The following is a 16,444-nucleotide window of genomic DNA, read 5'->3' as shown; positions in this document are numbered from 1 at the left end:
ACCGGATCCCGTCATGTTACGAATCACCGAACTCAAGTTGCCGATCGACCATCCCGAAGAAGACCTGCGCCCTGCCATCGTGCAGCGCCTGGGCATCGCCAGTGATGACCTGCTCGACTTCACCTTGTTCAAGCGCAGCTACGATGCGCGCAAAAAGTCCTCCGAACTGTGTTTCATCTACACCATCGACCTCAACGTTCGCGATGAGGCGGCGGTGCTGCGCACGTTCGCCGATGACCGTAACGTCAACGTGGCGCCGGATGTCAGCTACAAAGTGGTCGGCCAGGCGCCGGCCGACCTGAGCCAGCGTCCGATCGTGGTCGGGTTCGGCCCGTGCGGGATCTTCGCCGGCCTGGTGCTCGCGCAGATGGGCTTCAAGCCGATCATCCTCGAACGCGGTACCGAAGTGCGCCAGCGCACCAAGGACACCTGGGGCCTGTGGCGTAAAAGTGTGCTCAACCCCGAATCCAACGTGCAATTCGGTGAAGGCGGCGCGGGAACGTTCTCCGACGGCAAGCTCTACAGCCAGATCAAAGACCCTAAATTCCTCGGTCGCAAGGTTCTGCATGAGTTCGTCAAGGCCGGTGCGCCGGAAGAAATCCTCTACGTCAGCAAGCCGCACATCGGGACGTTCCGTCTGACCGGTGTGGTGGAAAACATGCGTGAGCAGATTCGCGCCCTGGGCGGCGAAGTGCGCTTCCAGCAGCGGGTTACCGATGTGCTGATCGACGACGGCCAACTGGTGGGCGTCGAACTCCATGGCGGCGAACAGATCCATTCGAAGCACGTGATTCTGGCCCTCGGCCACAGCGCCCGGGACACCTTCCGCATGCTGCACGGCCGTGGTGTGTACATGGAAGCCAAGCCGTTCTCGGTGGGGTTCCGCATCGAACACCCGCAGTCGCTGATCGACCGCGCGCGCCTTGGCAAATACGCCGGCCACCCGAAACTCGGCGCTGCCGACTACAAACTGGTGCACCACGCCAAAAACGGTCGATCGGTCTACAGCTTCTGCATGTGCCCGGGCGGCACCGTAGTGGCGGCGACCTCCGAGCCGAACCGCGTGGTCACCAACGGCATGAGCCAATACTCGCGTAACGAGCGCAACGCCAACTCCGGGATCGTCGTCGGCATCACCCCGGAAGTCGATTATCCGGGCGGCCCGCTAGCCGGCATCGAGTTGCAGGAACGCCTGGAATCCCACGCCTTTGTGCTGGGCGGCAGCAACTACGAAGCACCGGCGCAACTGGTCGGCGACTTCATTGCCGGCAAGCCGTCCACCGAATTGGGCAGCGTCGAGCCGTCCTACAAACCGGGCGTTGCCTTGGGTGACTTGGCCCTGGCCCTGCCGGCGTTCGCCATCGAAGCGATTCGCGAAGCCTTGCCAGCGTTCGAGAAGCAGATTCGTGGCTACTCGCTGCACGACGCCGTGTTGACCGGGATCGAGACGCGCACCTCATCGCCGCTGCGCATTACCCGTAACGAGTCGATGCAGAGCCTGAACGTGAAGGGGTTGTTCCCGGCGGGTGAAGGCGCGGGTTATGCGGGCGGGATTCTGTCGGCGGGTGTCGACGGGATTCGGATTGCTGAAGCGGTTGCCCGGGATATCCTTGGCCTAGAAGCCTGACCCAGATGATCGTTCCCACGCAGAGCGTGGGAACGATCAAATATCTCAGATATTGGCGCGCAACACGCTGGCCGGCAGCGGCTCTCCGCGCTCAACGCTGGCCGCCACGGCATCCATCAGACCACTCAACTCATACCCCTGGGCCTTCAGCCAGGCCTGATCGTAATAGGTGTCGGCATAGCGCTCGCCGCCATCGCACAGAATCGCCACGATCGACCCCGACTCCCCCGCCGTCGCCATCTGCTGGGCCGCCATCAAGGCGCCGATCAGGTTGGTCCCGCTCGAACCACCCACCCGTCGCCCCAAACGTTGTGCCAGGTAATGCATGGCTGCCAGTGACAAGGCGTCCGGCACCTTGACCATCGCGTCGATGACTTTGGGCAGGAACGACGCCTCGACACGCGGCCGGCCAATGCCTTCAATCCGTGACCCGTGATCGAGGCGCAGGCTAGCGTCGCCGGTCTTGTAGTAATCGAAAAACACCGAACGCTCGGCATCGGCGCACAGCACACGGGTGCAATGCTGGCGATAGCGCACGTAACGGCCCAGCGTCGCGGTGGTACCGCCGGTGCCAGGGCTGGAAATCAGCCAGCTCGGTTCCGGGTGCTGCTCGAAGCGCATCTGATGGAAGATCGATTCGGCGATGTTGTTGTTCGCTCGCCAGTCGGTGGCGCGTTCGGCGTAGGTGAACTGGTCGATGAAATGCCCGTCGTGTTCGTGAGCCAGGCGCTCGGACTCAGCGTAAATCTGCGTCGGATCGTCCACCAGATGGCTCTTGCCACCGTAGAAAGCGATTTGCGCGATCTTTTCCTTGGACGTGCTCGCGGGCATCACCGCAATGAACGGCAAACCCAGCAGCCGGGCGAAGTACGCCTCGGAAATCGCCGTCGAACCGCTGGACGCTTCAATCACCGGCGCACCGGGTTTGAGCCAGCCGTTACACAGTGCATAGAGGAACAATGAGCGGGCCAACCGATGTTTCAGGCTGCCGGTGGGATGGCTCGACTCATCCTTGAAGTACAACTCGATGCCCGGCAACCCCGGCAGCGGCAAGGGGATCAGGTGGGTATCAGCGCTGCGCTGGAAGTCGGCTTCGATGATCCGGATGGCTTCGCGGGCCCACTGTCGGTTGTCGCTCATGATGGTTTTCTCGTTGAATCAGGCAAGAGTCGGCCTTGTCGCAAGGCTCAGTCCACAAGCTTAGGAAAAAACCTACATCACGCACAGATACAGCTGGGGTTCAATACGTCCGGCAACTGCTAGGCTCAGGCCTTTGCTGACCGGGCACGTTGTAACGGTATATAACAAAAAAGAATATAACTTTTGTTTTAACAACCAACGGTACGGGTTAGGGTGTGCCACCTTTTGAATTCATCGATGGAGAGCGACCTTGCCTCTGCGTAGCACGTTCACGCGTTTCTTTCAGTTGGAAGCTGCCAGCGGTCTGCTATTGATCGCCGCAGCTGTCCTGGCCCTGATCATCAACAATTCATCGCTGTCGTGGCTCTATAACGGCCTGCTGGACACCCCCGTGGTGGCTCAGATCGGCGCGCTGAAAATCGCCAAGCCATTGCTGCTGTGGATCAACGACGGCCTGATGGCCCTGTTCTTTCTGTTGATCGGCCTGGAAGTGAAGCGCGAAGTCCTCGACGGCCAACTGTCGAAACCGTCTCAGATCGTCCTGCCCGGCGCGGCCGCAATTGGCGGCATGGTGGTGCCGGCGCTGATCTACTGGTTCCTCAACCGCGATAACCCGTCCGCCCTGAGCGGCTGGGCCATCCCGACGGCTACCGACATTGCCTTCGCCCTTGGCGTGCTGGCCCTGCTGGGTAAACGCGTGCCAGTGTCGCTGAAACTGTTCCTGATGACCCTGGCGATCATCGATGACCTTGGCGCAATCATCATCATTGCGATCTTCTATTCCGGCGCTCTGTCGACCCTGTCCCTGGCGCTGGCCGCGGCCTGCATCGCGGCCTTGATCGGAATGAACCGACTTGGTGTGGTGAAACTCGGGCCGTACATGATCATCGGGCTGATCCTTTGGGTCTGCGTACTCAAGAGTGGCGTGCACGCGACGCTGGCGGGTGTGACCCTGGCCTTCTGCATTCCACTGCGCACGAAAAACGCCGAGCCTTCGCCGCTGCTGACCCTGGAGCATGCCCTGCATCCGTGGGTGGCCTACGGCATCCTGCCGCTGTTTGCCTTCGCCAACGCTGGCTTGTCCCTGAGCGGCGTGACCGTCGAAAGCTTCACCCATCATGTACCGATGGGCATCGCCGTCGGCCTGCTGTTGGGCAAGACCGTCGGTGTCTTCGGCCTGACCTGGCTGGCGGTAAAAATCGGCATCGCCACCCTGCCCCAAGGCGCCAACTGGGGCCAGATTTTGGGGGTGGCGATCCTTTGCGGCATCGGCTTCACCATGAGCCTGTTCGTCGGTTCCCTGGCCTTCGTGCCGGGCGCCAGTGAATATGCCGGGATGGACCGCATGGGTATTCTGACCGGCTCGATCCTGGCGGCATTGATCGGTTATGCGGTGACGGCGGCGGCGAGCCGCAAGAGTGCTGCGCTGCCTTCCTGAACGATAGAGAACACTCTTAGCAACATTGAGGATTCGTCCTACAGTCACGATTAGCCACGTTCGTTAACGTCGCGCAGCCCCCTCTTTGGGGGTTGCCGATGGACGAGCGAAAGGACAATCAGTGGCTGGCCACAAGGACATCCCCCGGGTACAAAACCCACCGTCAGGTGACGGGCATCACGTCACTCACCGATTCATGACGGCCACCGAATTGGCCGAGCGTGATGCCAGACAAAACGCCCACGACGCCATGCTCGCAAGGCAGCAGGCCTTCGAAGACAGCGTTCTGGTCCCGACGAAAAAAGACGACGTTGCCCGCTCAGGATGCGTGTTCGCCAAGTCCTGCAAACTGCCCGATGCAATCATCGACTACACGAATCCCTCCGGCGTTGTTCCGACCGACAGCCTGAAAGACTACGGCGAACTGGTTCTACTCGGCGCTCGCGAGGCCGATGAAACCGGTGTGGTGCCGCTGAAGAAAATCAGTGGCACCGCCATCCCTGCGGGTTTCGGCAGCTTCGCCCTGAGTGGCTCAGCGTTCGCCGCATTACCCGCCGTCGCAGTCAGCACCGCTGCGGCCACCCTGGCAGGTCTGGTGGCCCTGGTCATGCCGTCGAGCCTTGGCGACAGCTCGCTCTACACCGAAGACCAACTGCGATCCCTCAAACAGGCCCGTACTCGTGTGCGTCTGCGGGTCGAGCAACAAGCTGATGGCAGTCTCAAGGGATACGGTTTCTACACTGGCAAAAACCGTGACTGGGAGATGGTCGACGTCGTGCAATTCAGCTTGCGCGGCAGTCAGCAAGTGGCTGATCTCGGGGACGGCGTTGAGCTGATCTGGACGCCGGCCGAGGACGGCTCAAGCACCCTCGGCATCCCCGCTTTGGAAGCTGCGCCACAAGCGCCGCACATCTGGGTTTACCCGCCGACGAAGGCGGCTGACAGCATCATCGTGAATCCGGTTTATCCGCCGGAGTACAAGGATTTCATTCTTGTGTTTCCGGCGGATTCGGGGGTGTTGCCGGTTTATATTGTGGTGAGTGTTGCGGACCACAAATATCATCCGGCGCCAAACGGGCTTACCGCTTTTCCTGATGCCACACCGGCAAAACAGAAGACTCGGGTCAAAGGTAGAGGCACCCGAATGCGCTGGAGAACGGCTGAAGGGCGAATTCTAGAATGGGATTATCAGCATGGAGCAGTAGAAATGTATGACAAACGAGGTCGCCATCTGGGTGAGTTTGACGCTGAAACAGGTAATCAAAACAAGCCGGCGGATCCGAAAAGAAGGATAGAACCGTGAACCACGTAATTTATGCTTTTGATAAAGAAACAGAAGCGCTGGTATTCGAAGTGCCTGTCCCGGCAGACGGCATTGCACAGCTGAGGGCGATAATGAGTTGGACTGAGGCTGAAGAAGAAATCTATGGCTATGACCTTGATTCCCAGCAGATAACAAAACTGGAAACATTAGTCGGTCGATCATTTTACGATCCACAATACGATTTTCAGCTCGGTTGTTATGCAAGCAAGTAAATGCTCTGGTTCAACTCCACAGCCCAAAAGAAAACCCCGACCAGCTCACCTGATCGGGGTTTTCTTTTACCCTACATTCCCGCTTAGTGCGAAACGCGGCTGGTCCCACCCACAGTGGAGATCCGCACACGCTCACCCACACGGAACACTTCGTTTGGCTGAACTTCCTGCACGTAGGCGCGCATGCTGCCATCGTCTTCGCGTACGGTGATTTCAACGCCTTGAGTGCGGGTCAGGCCTTCTTCGGCAGCCGACCCCACCAGGCCACCCGCTACAGCGCCGATGACCGCTGCAACGATGCTGCCGCGACCGCCGCCGACGGCGCTACCGCCGACGCCACCCACGACTGCGCCCGCAGCGCTGCCGATCGGGGTCTTGGTGCCTTCGATTTTCACCGGACGCAGGGATTCGATGGTGCCCATGCGAATCGTCTGCACGCGACGCGCTTCGTCACGGGAGTAGGAGTCACCGGTCAGGCTCGATTGGCAACCGGAGAGCAACATCGCCATCGTGGAAAAGGAAGCAACCAGCAAAACAGACTTACGCATAGCATCAAACTCCATAGGACAGGTATCCATTAAAACCCGCAGCTTGACGCCTGTCACGGCATCGCCCGGATAAAATTGGTTTCATTCAGGCCTGGTACAGGCACTTTGCGAACTCACCATACAGTAGCGTCACATTACGAAATCTGCGCCGCTGACCCAAGGAATATCATGGATTACTTCATCATTGTCGTCACGACCATCGCCGGTTTGTACTTCCATTGGTGGTTGTACGTGCGGATAAAACGCTGGGGGGACCGCGATCTGGCGTTGTCACTGGCGGGTAAAGACGAACAAAAAAGAGCCTTCATGCTCCAGCAACTGGCGAACGCTCAAGCGCAGAAGATCAAGCGTCGGGACCTGCCACAGTGGCTAGAGGCCGCTGCGGCAGGGTATCCCGATCGGTAGACCGTTTACGGGGCCAGGCGCTCACGAACCCAGTCAGCACCCTGCAAGCGGTAGTTGAGGCGATCGTGCAGACGGCTCGGACGGCCCTGCCAGAATTCGATGCGCTCGGGTAGCAAGCGATACCCCCCCCAATGCTCGGGGCAGTGCGGCTGGCTATCGCTGAAACGCTGCTCCGTGTCCTTGAGCAGCGCCTCCAGTTCGCCGCGATCGGCGATCACCCGGCTCTGGGGCGACGCCCAGGCACCGAGACGACTGCCCAGAGGGCGAACCTGGTAGTAGGCGTCGGACTCTTCAGGCGTGACCTTCACCACCCGCCCTTCGATGCGCACCTGGCGCTCCAGGGCCGGCCAGAAGAACGTCATGGCTGCAAATGGATTGGCTGCCAATTGCTGCCCCTTGTCGCTCTCGTAGTTGGTGAAGAAGGTGAAGCCCTGCTCGTCCAGGCCCTTGAGCAGCAGAATGCGGCAATGCGGCCGACCGTCCTGATCGACGGTGGCCAACGTCATGGCATTCGCCTCCACCGGTACCTGCTCGGTTTTCACCGCATCGGCAAACCACTGATGGAACAGTGCGAACGGCTCGGCCGGGGCTTGCGCCTCGGTCAAGCCATCTCGGGTGTAATCGCGACGCATATCTGCCAAGGGCCGGGTCATGGCGCATTCCTTTTGGTTAATGAATCACTGCTTTGTGGCATCGGTGGCGGTGGCGCTCTTCGAATCGACAGCGGTTTTAGCCGGTGCGGTCTTTTTCGCGGGTGCCTTTTTGGCTGGAGCCTTGGCGGCCGCTTTCTTGGCCGGTGCCTTTTTCTTCGACGAGGCAGCGGTTTTTTTCGCAGCCGGTTCCGGGGTCACAGGCTTGGCCACTGGCTTGACGTCTTGCGCGACGACTTTGGTTACCGGTGCCGGAGCCGGCATATTGTACTTGCTCAGCAGCGCGGCCATGGTGTCTTGCGGCGTCAACAACAGCTCGACGCGACGGTTCAAGGCGCGACCTTCAGCACTGTCGTTGGCGGCGCGCGGTGCGTCACCGCCCATGCCGCGCAACATCAGGCGATCACGCTGCAGACCGCTGAGACGGAAGATCGCTGCCACCGCCTGGGCGCGTTCCTGGCTCAGTTTCACGTTGGCCGGTGCGGCACCCGACGTATCACTGTGGCCGAGTACCAGCACGGCAGTCTTTGGATCGGCTTCGAGGATTTTCGCGACACGGGTGAACGGAGCGAGGGTCACCGGCAGCAGCATGGCCGGGCGGTCCGGGTTGAACGAGCCTTCCACCGGAGCCGTGACGACCAGCACATTTTCACGGCGCTCGAGTTGCAGGTTGCTGCCCTTGACCGCCTCGCGCAGGCGCGGCTCATAGTCGTCAAGCCAGGCTTGGGTGATTTTCGGATCGGGCATCGGCACGGCTGCTTTGGCAGTGCTGGTGCTCTGCTCCTTACCGCCGAACGGCCACCACCATTTGCCTCCGGCATCGGCTTCAGCCTTGGCGACGGGTACTGCGGCAGCTGGTTTCAGGGGTGCCGGGGACGGGGACGGGGCGGGTTCTTTAGTCGCGACCTTGTCGGATGAACCGAACGGCCACCAACTGCTGCCACCTGCGGCATCATTTTGTGGGGTTTGTGCACAACCGGTGATAGCGAAGCACAGGGCCAGGGCGAGGGTTTTATTGGACGACATTGGGTATCCACAAAATGAGGTAATGAAAAGTCAGCCGGGGCGCCCCCGGCTAAACAGACGCTTTGAAACCACAAAGGCTTTCGGGTTCCAGCCCTGGCCCCCTTAAGCGTGATTTACAGACAAGTGGCCAGTACTCGCACAAGCTTTTGCGCTCGTGGATCCATCAAGACGTACGGCCCCAGCGTATTTGTCACAAAACCGAAGGCCACATCATGTTCCGGATCAGCAAAACCGATGGAGCCGCCAGCACCCGGGTGACCGAACGCCCGTGGGCCGAGGCCGTAGGTGGCGTTGGGTACGTCCGGTTGATCGAGCATGCAACCCAGACCGAAGCGGGTCCGGGTCAATAAAGTCTTGTCTTCGCCAACGCTGTGTTCGCGGGTCAGCTCGTCGAGCATTTCGCTTTCCAGCAGGCTGCCATCGAGCAGTCCGGCGTAGAAACCGGCCAGGCTGCGGGCGTTGCCGTGGCCATTGGCGGCCGGCTGCTGCATGCGCCGCCATTCCGGTTTGTTGGTGCTGGTCATGATCGACGGCGGGTTGGTGAAGGCCCGAGTGGTCATGGCCGTCGGTTCGCGCATGGTCACCTGCAGCAAGCGCTGGGCCGCGGCATCGCCGACGTTGCCCTTGCTGCGGGCGATGTGCGCCACGCGATGGAATTCTGAATCGGCCAGGCCGACGTGGAAATCCAGCCCCAAGGGCTTGGCAACCCGCGCCACGATGGACTCGCCCGGCCCACGACCGTCGGCGCGCCGCAGCAATTCACCGACGAGCCAGCCATAGGTGATCGCCGCATAACCGTGACCTTGGCCCGGCGTCCACCAGGGTGCTTCGGCGGCCAGGGCATTGACCATGGTCTGCCAGTCGTAAAGTGCCTCAGGGGGCAGCAACTCGCGCAAGGCCGGCAGACCCGCCTGATGGCAGAGCAAGTGGCGCAGCGTCACGGATTCTTTACCGGCGGCGGTAAATTCGGGCCAGTAGCGGGCGACCGGGGCATCGAGTTGCAACTTGCCTTCAGCCACCAATTGCAGCGCCGTCACGGCGGTGAAGGTTTTGGTGCAGGAGAACAGGTTGGCGATGGTATCGCTGTGCCAGGCCTCATGGCCGTCCTTGTCGGCGGTACCGGCCCAAAGGTCGAGGACGGTTTCACCACCGATCCGGATGCACAACGCCGCGCCGCGTTCCTGAGGATCGTCGAACAGCGCTGCAAACGCTTCACGCACCGCTTCGAACTTAAGCTCGTAATGACCCTGAATCTGCACCCGCAACTCTCCCGGATAAACGCTCTACAAAGTGGCCCGCATTGTTCCAGCCCTTGAGGGATTTGGGAACAGGATCGGGTCGGATGGTCGCCCGGTTATGGAAATGCCGCAGACATCAACGATGCGATCCCTGTGGCGAGGGGGCTTGCCCCCGTTCGACTGCGAAGCGGTCGCAAAAACCTGTATTTGCGGTGCATCTGTAGGCATGGGGGCCGCTTCGCGGCCCAACGGGGGCAAGCCCCCTCGCCACAGGTGTATCAGGAATCAATGGCCATTGCCCGAATGCCCACCCGCATGCCCTGCGCCCTTGCCCGGGCCTTTGCCTGCCTCGCCCTTCCTGCCACCCTCGACATCGTGACTGGCTTTATCCGCCTCAGCGCTGGCCTTCTCCGCCTCTTTGCCAAGCTGATCGATGATCTGCACATTGCTTTTACGCACACTGTCGACAAAGCCTTGGAACGGCAAATCAGTAATGCCCACCAGACCGAAGTGCCCGTTCTCGCCATCCAGCAGACGACCGGTCACCGGCTGGTCGAGGTACTGGAACCAGTGCACCCCGACAATCGACGGTTCGCTCATTGCCTGTTTGAGGAAGTGAGCGTAAGCCGTGCCGCGGTCTTCCTCCTTCGCCAATTGCGTCACGCCACCCCAGAACGGGCCCCGATCTGCCGAGCCGAAGTTGAATTCGGTGATCAGCACCGGTTTGTCCAGACTGCGCAGTTTGGCGAAGTCGTAACCGTCCTGGGGTTGCAGGGTGTACATGTTGAAGCTCAACACGTCGCAGTATTGTGCACAGGACTCGACTGCCTCCGGGGAACTGACGGCAAAGCGACCACCCAGCAACAACTGGTTCGGCGCGTGCCATTTGAGCGAATCGGAAACGGTCTTGAAGTAGGTGTCGGCGAAGACCTTCTGGAAGTATTTGAAGTCGGCTTCGATTTCCGGGTGTTCGGCGCTCGGCTCCGGCGGCACGAAGCCTGGGTCTTCCATCAACTCCCAGGCAGGCAAATCAATGCCCCAGGCTTTCGACAACCCCGCCTGGTTGCGGTACTTGTCGCGCAGTTGCTTGAGGAAGGCGCGTTTGGCCGGCACGTCGGTGGTCATTTTCAAGGTGCCGTAGGCCAGCGCATAGCGAGCCTTCGGATCATCGCCTGGACCGGCCCAGGCCAGTTCGTTGTCGGCGAAGTAACCGATCAGCCACGGATCGTCGCGATGGTCGCGGGCGGCGATGGCCACGGCGCGTTCGGTGGCCATGGCGAAACGCGGATCGAACGGGTCAGGCATGCCGCCCCACCAATCGGTGCCAGTGCTGATGCTGGCGTAATCGCCGACGATCGATAGCGGCAAGGTGTACGGCACACGGTCAGCGTTACCCAACACCGGTGCGCTCCAGTTGCCGAGGGTGTTGAAACCCCAGGCTTGCAGGCGATCGAGGGTATGACTGGCCCAGCGTTGTTCGTCGACAGTTACTTTGCAGGGTTCGGCGGCCGCCTTTTCGACCGTCGCTTCAACAGCCCCGGTCTTGGCCGCCTCGGCAACACCGGCTCCAGACTCGGTAGGCGCAGGCGCGGCTGATTGCTCGGCGGCCTTTTCAGCCGTCGCCTCTACCGCCTCGGCCTTGGCTGCTTCGGCAACACCAGCCTTAATGTCTCCGCCCGGTGCGCAAGGTTTGCCGTACAGCCGCTGCAGGTTGGCGCCATAGAAATCGTACCAACGACCGGCGTTGTAGGCTCGGCCCTGATCAACACCGTTGCCGCCACGGTTATCGCCTTCGCCATAGTGACTGGCCAAGGGTTCGTCGGGTTTAGGCAGGGACTCGAACATCCACTCGCGCCCGGCGACGTAGGTCTGGTTGACGCTCGGGGTCACGGTGTTGACGCCGAGGGAATAGAACGGATGCCCTTCCGGAGTCACCAGGTACCAGCGGCCATCACGCTTTTCAGTGCGGAAAAAGCCGCTGGCCTTGAACTCTGGGCCTTTGTTCAAGCCGCCGAACTTGTCCAGAGGCGCCTTCTCGCGCTCCGCCAGCCAGGTTTTCAGTTGTTGCTGCTCTTTGCCAGCGGCGGATTTCAGTTGTTCGTCGCTGCTGATCTTCTCCGGCCATTTGGCCCGGGTCGATTGACCGTAAGCGTCCACCAGGCCGCCATAAGCGGCTTTGGTCACGGCCTCGCCGTCCTGCACGCCGAAGCGCTCGAGCAGAATGCTTTGGGCGACTTTCGGCTGATCCATCGACAAGGTCACCGACACCACCTGGCTACGGTCCAGCTCACCGGTACTGCTGGCCAGCAATACACGCTGCCCTTCGAAATTGATCGGCATCGGCGGGCCGGCTTTCATGCCCTGGCTCAGCGGTGAACTCGGCTGCAGCGGTACCAGTAAGGTCTGCGCCGGGCCGGCCGGCAGATCGACACGGCTGACCAGAGTCTTGCCGTCGTTACTCTGGATTTTCACGTACAAGGTCACGGCCCAGTTCATCGCGCTCTGGATCCGCAGGCTCATGACGCCCGACTGCGACCAGTCCCAGGCACCGGTCTGCGGTGTCAGGCGCAAGGTCGGCTGGGCAGCCGGGTTGAAGGTCACGCGACGCAACACTTCACCTTCGGCCGTTTGCTCCGCATTGGATTGCGGCAGGCTGGCGTCCTGGGTCGCCACCTGAACCACGTCGGCGGGACGCACAAAGTTGAACAGCGTCTGCTGGCCGGCGGGGGCCGCCAGCAAAGGGGCTGCGAACATCAAGGCAAAAACGGCGGGCAACGAACGGCGAATCATAAGAACGTGGTTCCCCCTAACGACCATCAATGGGCCAGTGGAAAGGCAGTGGCAGTGAGGTAGACAACGCGGTGGGCAAATTTGCCCACCGGCGCATCAGGAAATTTCACGACGAAATGGCGGCAACGCATTGAGAATAGCTTTGCCGTAGCGCTGTGTGACCAAACGACGGTCAAGCAAGGTGATGGTGCCGCGGTCTTCTTCGGTTCGCAGCAGGCGACCGCAGGCCTGGACCAGTTTCAACGAGGCGTCCGGCACGGAGATTTCCATGAACGGATTGCCGCCACGGGCTTCGATCCACTCAGCCAGCGCGGCTTCGACCGGATCGTCGGGCACCGAGAACGGGATCTTGGCGATCACCACGTGCTCGCAGTAGGCACCGGGCAAATCCACGCCTTCGGCAAAGCTCGCCAGGCCGAACAGCACGCTGGAATCCCCGCCATCGACCCGCGCCTTGTGCTTGTTCAGGGTTTCCTGCTTCGACAGGTTGCCTTGAATGAACACTTGCTTGCGCCAGTCGCGATCCAGCCCGTCGAACACGTCCTGCATCTGTTTGCGCGAGGAGAACAGCACCAGGGTGCCACGGGAGCCCTCGACCAGTTCCGGCAAGTCGCGAATGATCGCCGCCGTATGGGCCGGTGCATCGCGCGGGTCGGCTTTCAGGTCCGGCACCCGTAATACGCCGGCGTCGGCATGATGGAACGGGCTCGGGACCACGGCGGTCACGGCGGTTTTCGGCAGGCCGGCGCGCATGCGGAAACGGTCGAAGGTGCCGAGAGCGGTCAGGGTCGCCGAGGTCACCAGCGCCCCGTAAGCCACGTTCCACAAGTTGCGCCGGAGCATTTCCGCCGCGAGGATCGGGCTGGCATTGACCTCGATGTCGAACAACGAACCGCTTTCGGCCAGCGTCAGCCAACGGGCCATGGGCGGGTTATCTTCCGGGTCTTCGACGGTGAAGGCGGTCCACAACTCCCAGTTTCCCGAAGAGCGCGACAGCAGGCTACCGAACAGCGGATACCACTCTTCGGCCTGGTTGCTGGCGATGCCAATGTTGACCTCGCCGTCCATGCCTTCCTTGAGCAGTTCGGTAAGCCGGGTGAACAGGTCGGTCAGTCGGGCAAAGCCCTTCTTCAACTCGATGCCCATCTCACGCATATGTTCGGGAATCACCCCGCCGACGAAACGGTGACGCGGCCGCTCGCGACCTTCGACGTCTTCGCCGGGCTTGAAGTCGGCGACTTGCTCACAGGCACTGAACATGAACTGCTGCTGGGTCTTGATCTCCCGGGCCAGTTCCGGCACCTGTTCGATCAACTTGCCCAGATCCCCCGGCAGCGGGTGTTGGGCGAGCAATTTGGTGAGGTTCTTGGCGGTGGTCTCCAGCCAGTCGGCGGTGGAGCGCAAGCGTGTGTAATGGGCGAAGTGGCCGATGGCCTTGTCTGGCAGGTGATGGCCTTCGTCGAACACGTAGATCGTGTCGCGCGGGTCCGGCAGAACCGCGCCGCCGCCCAGGGCCAGGTCGGCCAGGACCATGTCGTGGTTGGTGACGATCACGTCGACCTTGCCCATGCCTTCGCGGGCCTTGTAGAAGGCGCACTGGCCGAAGTTGGGGCAATGGCGGTTGGTGCACTGGCTGTGATCGGTGGTCAGGCGCGCCCAGTCGGCGTCTTCGAGCGCGGTGGACCAACTGTCGCGGTCGCCGTCCCACTTATTGCCGGCAAGTTTCTCGATCATGCTGGTGAACAGCTTCTGACTGGCCTCATCGACCTCGATCTTGAAGCCTTCTTCTTCGAACAGCTGTGCGGTAGCGGTTTGCGCGTGACCTTCCTGGAGCAACATGTCGAGCTTGGACAGGCACATGTAGCGCCCCCGCCCCTTGGCCAGGGCGAAGCTGAAATTCAGCCCGCTATTGCGCATCAGGTCGGGCAAATCCTTGTAGACGATCTGTTCTTGCAGGGCCACGGTGGCCGTGGCGATCACCAGACGCTTGCCAGCGGCCTTGGCGGCGGGGATCGCTGCCAGGCTGTAGGCCACGGTTTTGCCGGTACCGGTGCCGGCTTCCACCGCGACAATCGCGGGGTCGCCACTGCGCCGGCCTTCGTCGTCGGTGTCGATGTCACCGAGGACTTTGGCGATTTCGGCGATCATCAGGCGTTGGCCGTAGCGTGGCTTGAGGCTCTTGGCTTCGAGAAAACGCGAGTAGGCGCCCTGGATCGTGGTTTTGAGTTCAGTGCTGATCATTGATTGTCGGGCGCAAAAAACGCTGGATAAATTTTCAGTGGTTCGGATCGGCCGCTATCATACCCCGCTAATTAATCCCGCGCAGAACGGAGTACCCCAATGACACCTTTTGGCATCGTTTATACCCTGCATGTCCTGGCCGCCCTGGTCTGGGTCGGCGGCATGTTTTTCGCCTGGATGGTCCTTCGCCCCGCTGCGATGAAGGCGCTGGAAGGCCCTGCCCGGTTGAAGCTGTGGGTGGAAGTGTTTCAAGGTTTTTTCCGCTGGGTCTGGGTCGCGGTGGTGCTTTTGCCGATCAGCGGTGTGGGCATGATTCATTTGCAGTTCACCGGGTTTGAAGCGGCACCGCGGTATGTGCAGGCGATGATGGGATTGTATGTGGTGATGACCGCGTTGTTTATCCGGATTCAGGCGTTGCTGCTGCCGGAACTGCGCACGGCGGTAGCGGCTGAGGATTGGCCGACGGGCGCGGCGACGCTGGGCAAGATTCGCCGGTTGGTGGGGATTAACCTGATGGTCGGGTTGGTGCTGGTGGCGATTGCTGCGGCTCGGCCGATGTTCTGAGCAATGCATAGTCTCTGTGGCGAGGGAGCTTGCTCCCGCTCGGCTGCGTAGCAGTCGTAATCGATCACTGCGCACGTTCTGAAAAAACAGGGTCGCCGGCTTTGGGGCCGCTTCGCGACCCAGCGGGAGCAAGCTCCCTCGCCACAGGGGTTCTCGGTCGTTCTTACAACCGCTGAATGCTCACCGAGCCTGCCGCCCCGGCAGGCCCAGGCTGGCCATCGGCACCGGGGCGACCGCTCTTGCCGCCATCGGCTTTATAGACAATGCAGCCCTTGGCCTTGCCGCCCGCCCCCGGTTTGCCACCCGGTCCGGCCGCGCCACCGACTCCGCCCGCCACCTCGACCTTGATCTGCTCCGCCGGATAGTCACGCGGCACTTCCAGTCGAACCAGCGCCCCCGGCGCACCGGGTTGGCCGTCGCTGCCGTCACTGCCATCGAAGCCGCGACCGGCCTGGCCCCAGGTGCAACCCGGTGCTTGGCCGTTGGCCCCGTCAAGACCGACAAAACCCGGGGCGCCCGCGCCACCGCGAGCGTCTACCGACAATTGCGGCGCCTTCAGCGCTTTGATCTGCAAATTCAGATTGCGCCCGGAGCGGGCAGCCTTGAGATAAGTCCCGGGGGCGCCCCGCGCGGTGATCTGGCTGCCTTCGGCCAACTCGGCCCGGCTGACCTTCAACGCCAGAGCCTGTTCGCTCGGCACAATGGCGATCCGCGCTTCGCGTCCCAGGTGCAGCTCGCCGACCGTCACTTCGGTCACGTTCGAGGGAATCAGCAAGGTGCCGTAATCGGCGACTTCCAGTCGTTCCAGTTGCAGGGAGCTGGCGGTGTTGGGCAAGCGCATCAGCGAGTTGGTTTCAACACTCACCACCTGAGCGCAGGCCAATGGGCTGATAAGTGCGGCGAGCAGACAGAGTTTACGCATGGGAAGCCTTCGCAGTGGCCGGGGCCGGAATGGTTTGCAGGTGGAAAACGCCGAAAAAGACAATCTTCAGGCGATCACGCCAGGGGTGGGCTCGACCTTTGAGGCTACGATTGCAGAACACCAGCTCCAGAAGATGAGCCAGCGCCAACAGGCTGCCAGCCAGATCGACCAACAGGTGCAGTGGACGAACAAACGGTATGAGCAGATTGACCAGCACCACCAACCAGAACAGCAGGGTCAACAACTTCCCCAGCCCCCAAAACACCTTCATACGCTCCCCCGTCGAGAATTATTATTTGCACGCACCATAACGGCTTAC

General features: G+C 61.3%; 15 protein-coding genes. 6 read left to right on the top strand and 9 right to left on the bottom strand.

What is annotated here, in order from left to right; genetic code table 11:
• Positions 1–13: 13 nt before the first annotated feature.
• Positions 14–1,627 (top strand): NAD(P)/FAD-dependent oxidoreductase, encoded by a 1,614-nt coding sequence (locus F475_RS25825; RefSeq protein ID WP_018926906.1) that lies wholly within the window; start codon positions 14–16, stop codon positions 1,625–1,627.
• A gap of 45 nt (positions 1,628–1,672) precedes the next feature.
• On the opposite strand, the gene F475_RS25820 is transcribed toward F475_RS25825, so the two are convergent.
• Positions 1,673–2,770 (bottom strand): PLP-dependent cysteine synthase family protein, encoded by a 1,098-nt coding sequence (locus tag F475_RS25820; protein ID WP_173861174.1) that lies wholly within the window; start codon positions 2,768–2,770, stop codon positions 1,673–1,675.
• A gap of 247 nt (positions 2,771–3,017) precedes the next feature.
• Between F475_RS25820 and nhaA the strand changes: the two genes are divergently transcribed.
• From nhaA to F475_RS25805, 3 genes are all read left to right on the top strand, one after another.
• On the top strand, positions 3,018–4,205 hold the full coding sequence (gene nhaA, locus F475_RS25815) for a Na+/H+ antiporter NhaA (protein ID WP_111455057.1): 1,188 nt from the start codon (positions 3,018–3,020) through the stop codon (positions 4,203–4,205).
• 121 nt (positions 4,206–4,326) lie between these two features.
• A complete protein-coding gene (locus tag F475_RS25810; RefSeq protein WP_111455056.1) occupies positions 4,327–5,508 on the top strand; it encodes an S-type pyocin domain-containing protein in 1,182 nt (393 codons plus the stop codon).
• Positions 5,505–5,741 carry a hypothetical protein gene (locus tag F475_RS25805; RefSeq protein ID WP_018926910.1) on the top strand — a complete coding sequence of 79 codons (237 nt, stop codon included), beginning with the start codon at positions 5,505–5,507 and terminating at the stop codon, positions 5,739–5,741. Before F475_RS25810 ends, F475_RS25805 begins: the two co-directional genes overlap by 4 nt.
• Positions 5,742–5,824: 83 nt before the next feature.
• Here F475_RS25805 and F475_RS25800 read toward each other — a convergent pair whose 3' ends face one another.
• Positions 5,825–6,289, bottom strand: a complete 465-nt coding sequence (locus F475_RS25800; protein ID WP_018926911.1) for a glycine zipper 2TM domain-containing protein — start codon at positions 6,287–6,289, stop codon at positions 5,825–5,827.
• A gap of 168 nt (positions 6,290–6,457) precedes the next feature.
• Here F475_RS25800 and F475_RS25795 point away from each other — a divergent pair, with 168 nt between their 5' ends.
• Positions 6,458–6,694 carry a hypothetical protein gene (locus F475_RS25795; RefSeq protein ID WP_064619929.1) on the top strand — a complete coding sequence of 79 codons (237 nt, stop codon included), beginning with the start codon at positions 6,458–6,460 and terminating at the stop codon, positions 6,692–6,694.
• 5 nt (positions 6,695–6,699) lie between these two features.
• Here the strand turns inward: F475_RS25795 and pdxH are convergent, their stop codons facing one another.
• The 5 genes from pdxH to dinG form a co-directional block, all read right to left on the bottom strand.
• Positions 6,700–7,347: a pyridoxamine 5'-phosphate oxidase gene (gene pdxH, locus F475_RS25790; RefSeq protein WP_018926913.1), complete on the bottom strand. Its 648-nt coding sequence runs from the start codon at positions 7,345–7,347 to the stop codon at positions 6,700–6,702.
• Between the two features lie 24 nt (positions 7,348–7,371).
• On the bottom strand, positions 7,372–8,370 hold the full coding sequence (locus F475_RS25785; protein WP_111455055.1) for an OmpA family protein: 999 nt from the start codon (positions 8,368–8,370) through the stop codon (positions 7,372–7,374).
• Positions 8,371–8,483: 113 nt separating this feature from the next.
• The gene (locus F475_RS25780; protein ID WP_111455054.1) at positions 8,484–9,629 is read right to left on the bottom strand and encodes a serine hydrolase domain-containing protein; all 1,146 of its coding nucleotides are present in this window, start codon (positions 9,627–9,629) and stop codon (positions 8,484–8,486) included.
• A 264-nt stretch (positions 9,630–9,893) separates the two neighbouring features.
• Positions 9,894–12,398: a beta-galactosidase gene (locus F475_RS25770; protein WP_111455052.1), complete on the bottom strand. Its 2,505-nt coding sequence runs from the start codon at positions 12,396–12,398 to the stop codon at positions 9,894–9,896.
• Between the two features lie 96 nt (positions 12,399–12,494).
• Entirely contained in the window at positions 12,495–14,639 is a 2,145-nt protein-coding gene (dinG, locus tag F475_RS25765; RefSeq protein ID WP_007935913.1) for an ATP-dependent DNA helicase DinG, read from the bottom strand.
• Between the two features lie 99 nt (positions 14,640–14,738).
• Between dinG and F475_RS25760 the strand changes: the two genes are divergently transcribed.
• Positions 14,739–15,203 carry a CopD family protein gene (locus F475_RS25760; RefSeq protein ID WP_064619942.1) on the top strand — a complete coding sequence of 155 codons (465 nt, stop codon included), beginning with the start codon at positions 14,739–14,741 and terminating at the stop codon, positions 15,201–15,203.
• Between the two features lie 163 nt (positions 15,204–15,366).
• Here F475_RS25760 and F475_RS25755 read toward each other — a convergent pair whose 3' ends face one another.
• A complete protein-coding gene (locus F475_RS25755; RefSeq protein ID WP_064619944.1) occupies positions 15,367–16,125 on the bottom strand; it encodes a collagen-like protein in 759 nt (252 codons plus the stop codon).
• The gene (locus F475_RS25750; RefSeq protein ID WP_018926919.1) at positions 16,118–16,396 is read right to left on the bottom strand and encodes a DUF1145 domain-containing protein; all 279 of its coding nucleotides are present in this window, start codon (positions 16,394–16,396) and stop codon (positions 16,118–16,120) included. The genes F475_RS25755 and F475_RS25750 overlap by 8 nt, the downstream gene beginning before the upstream one ends.
• Positions 16,397–16,444: the final 48 nt, after the last annotated feature.

It is taken from the genome of Pseudomonas sp. URMO17WK12:I6 (assembly GCF_003253625.1).
Taxonomy (GTDB): Bacteria; Pseudomonadota; Gammaproteobacteria; order Pseudomonadales; family Pseudomonadaceae; genus Aquipseudomonas.
Note: the sequence above shows the minus strand (reverse complement) of the source record. Positions and strands in the feature narration are given on the sequence as shown.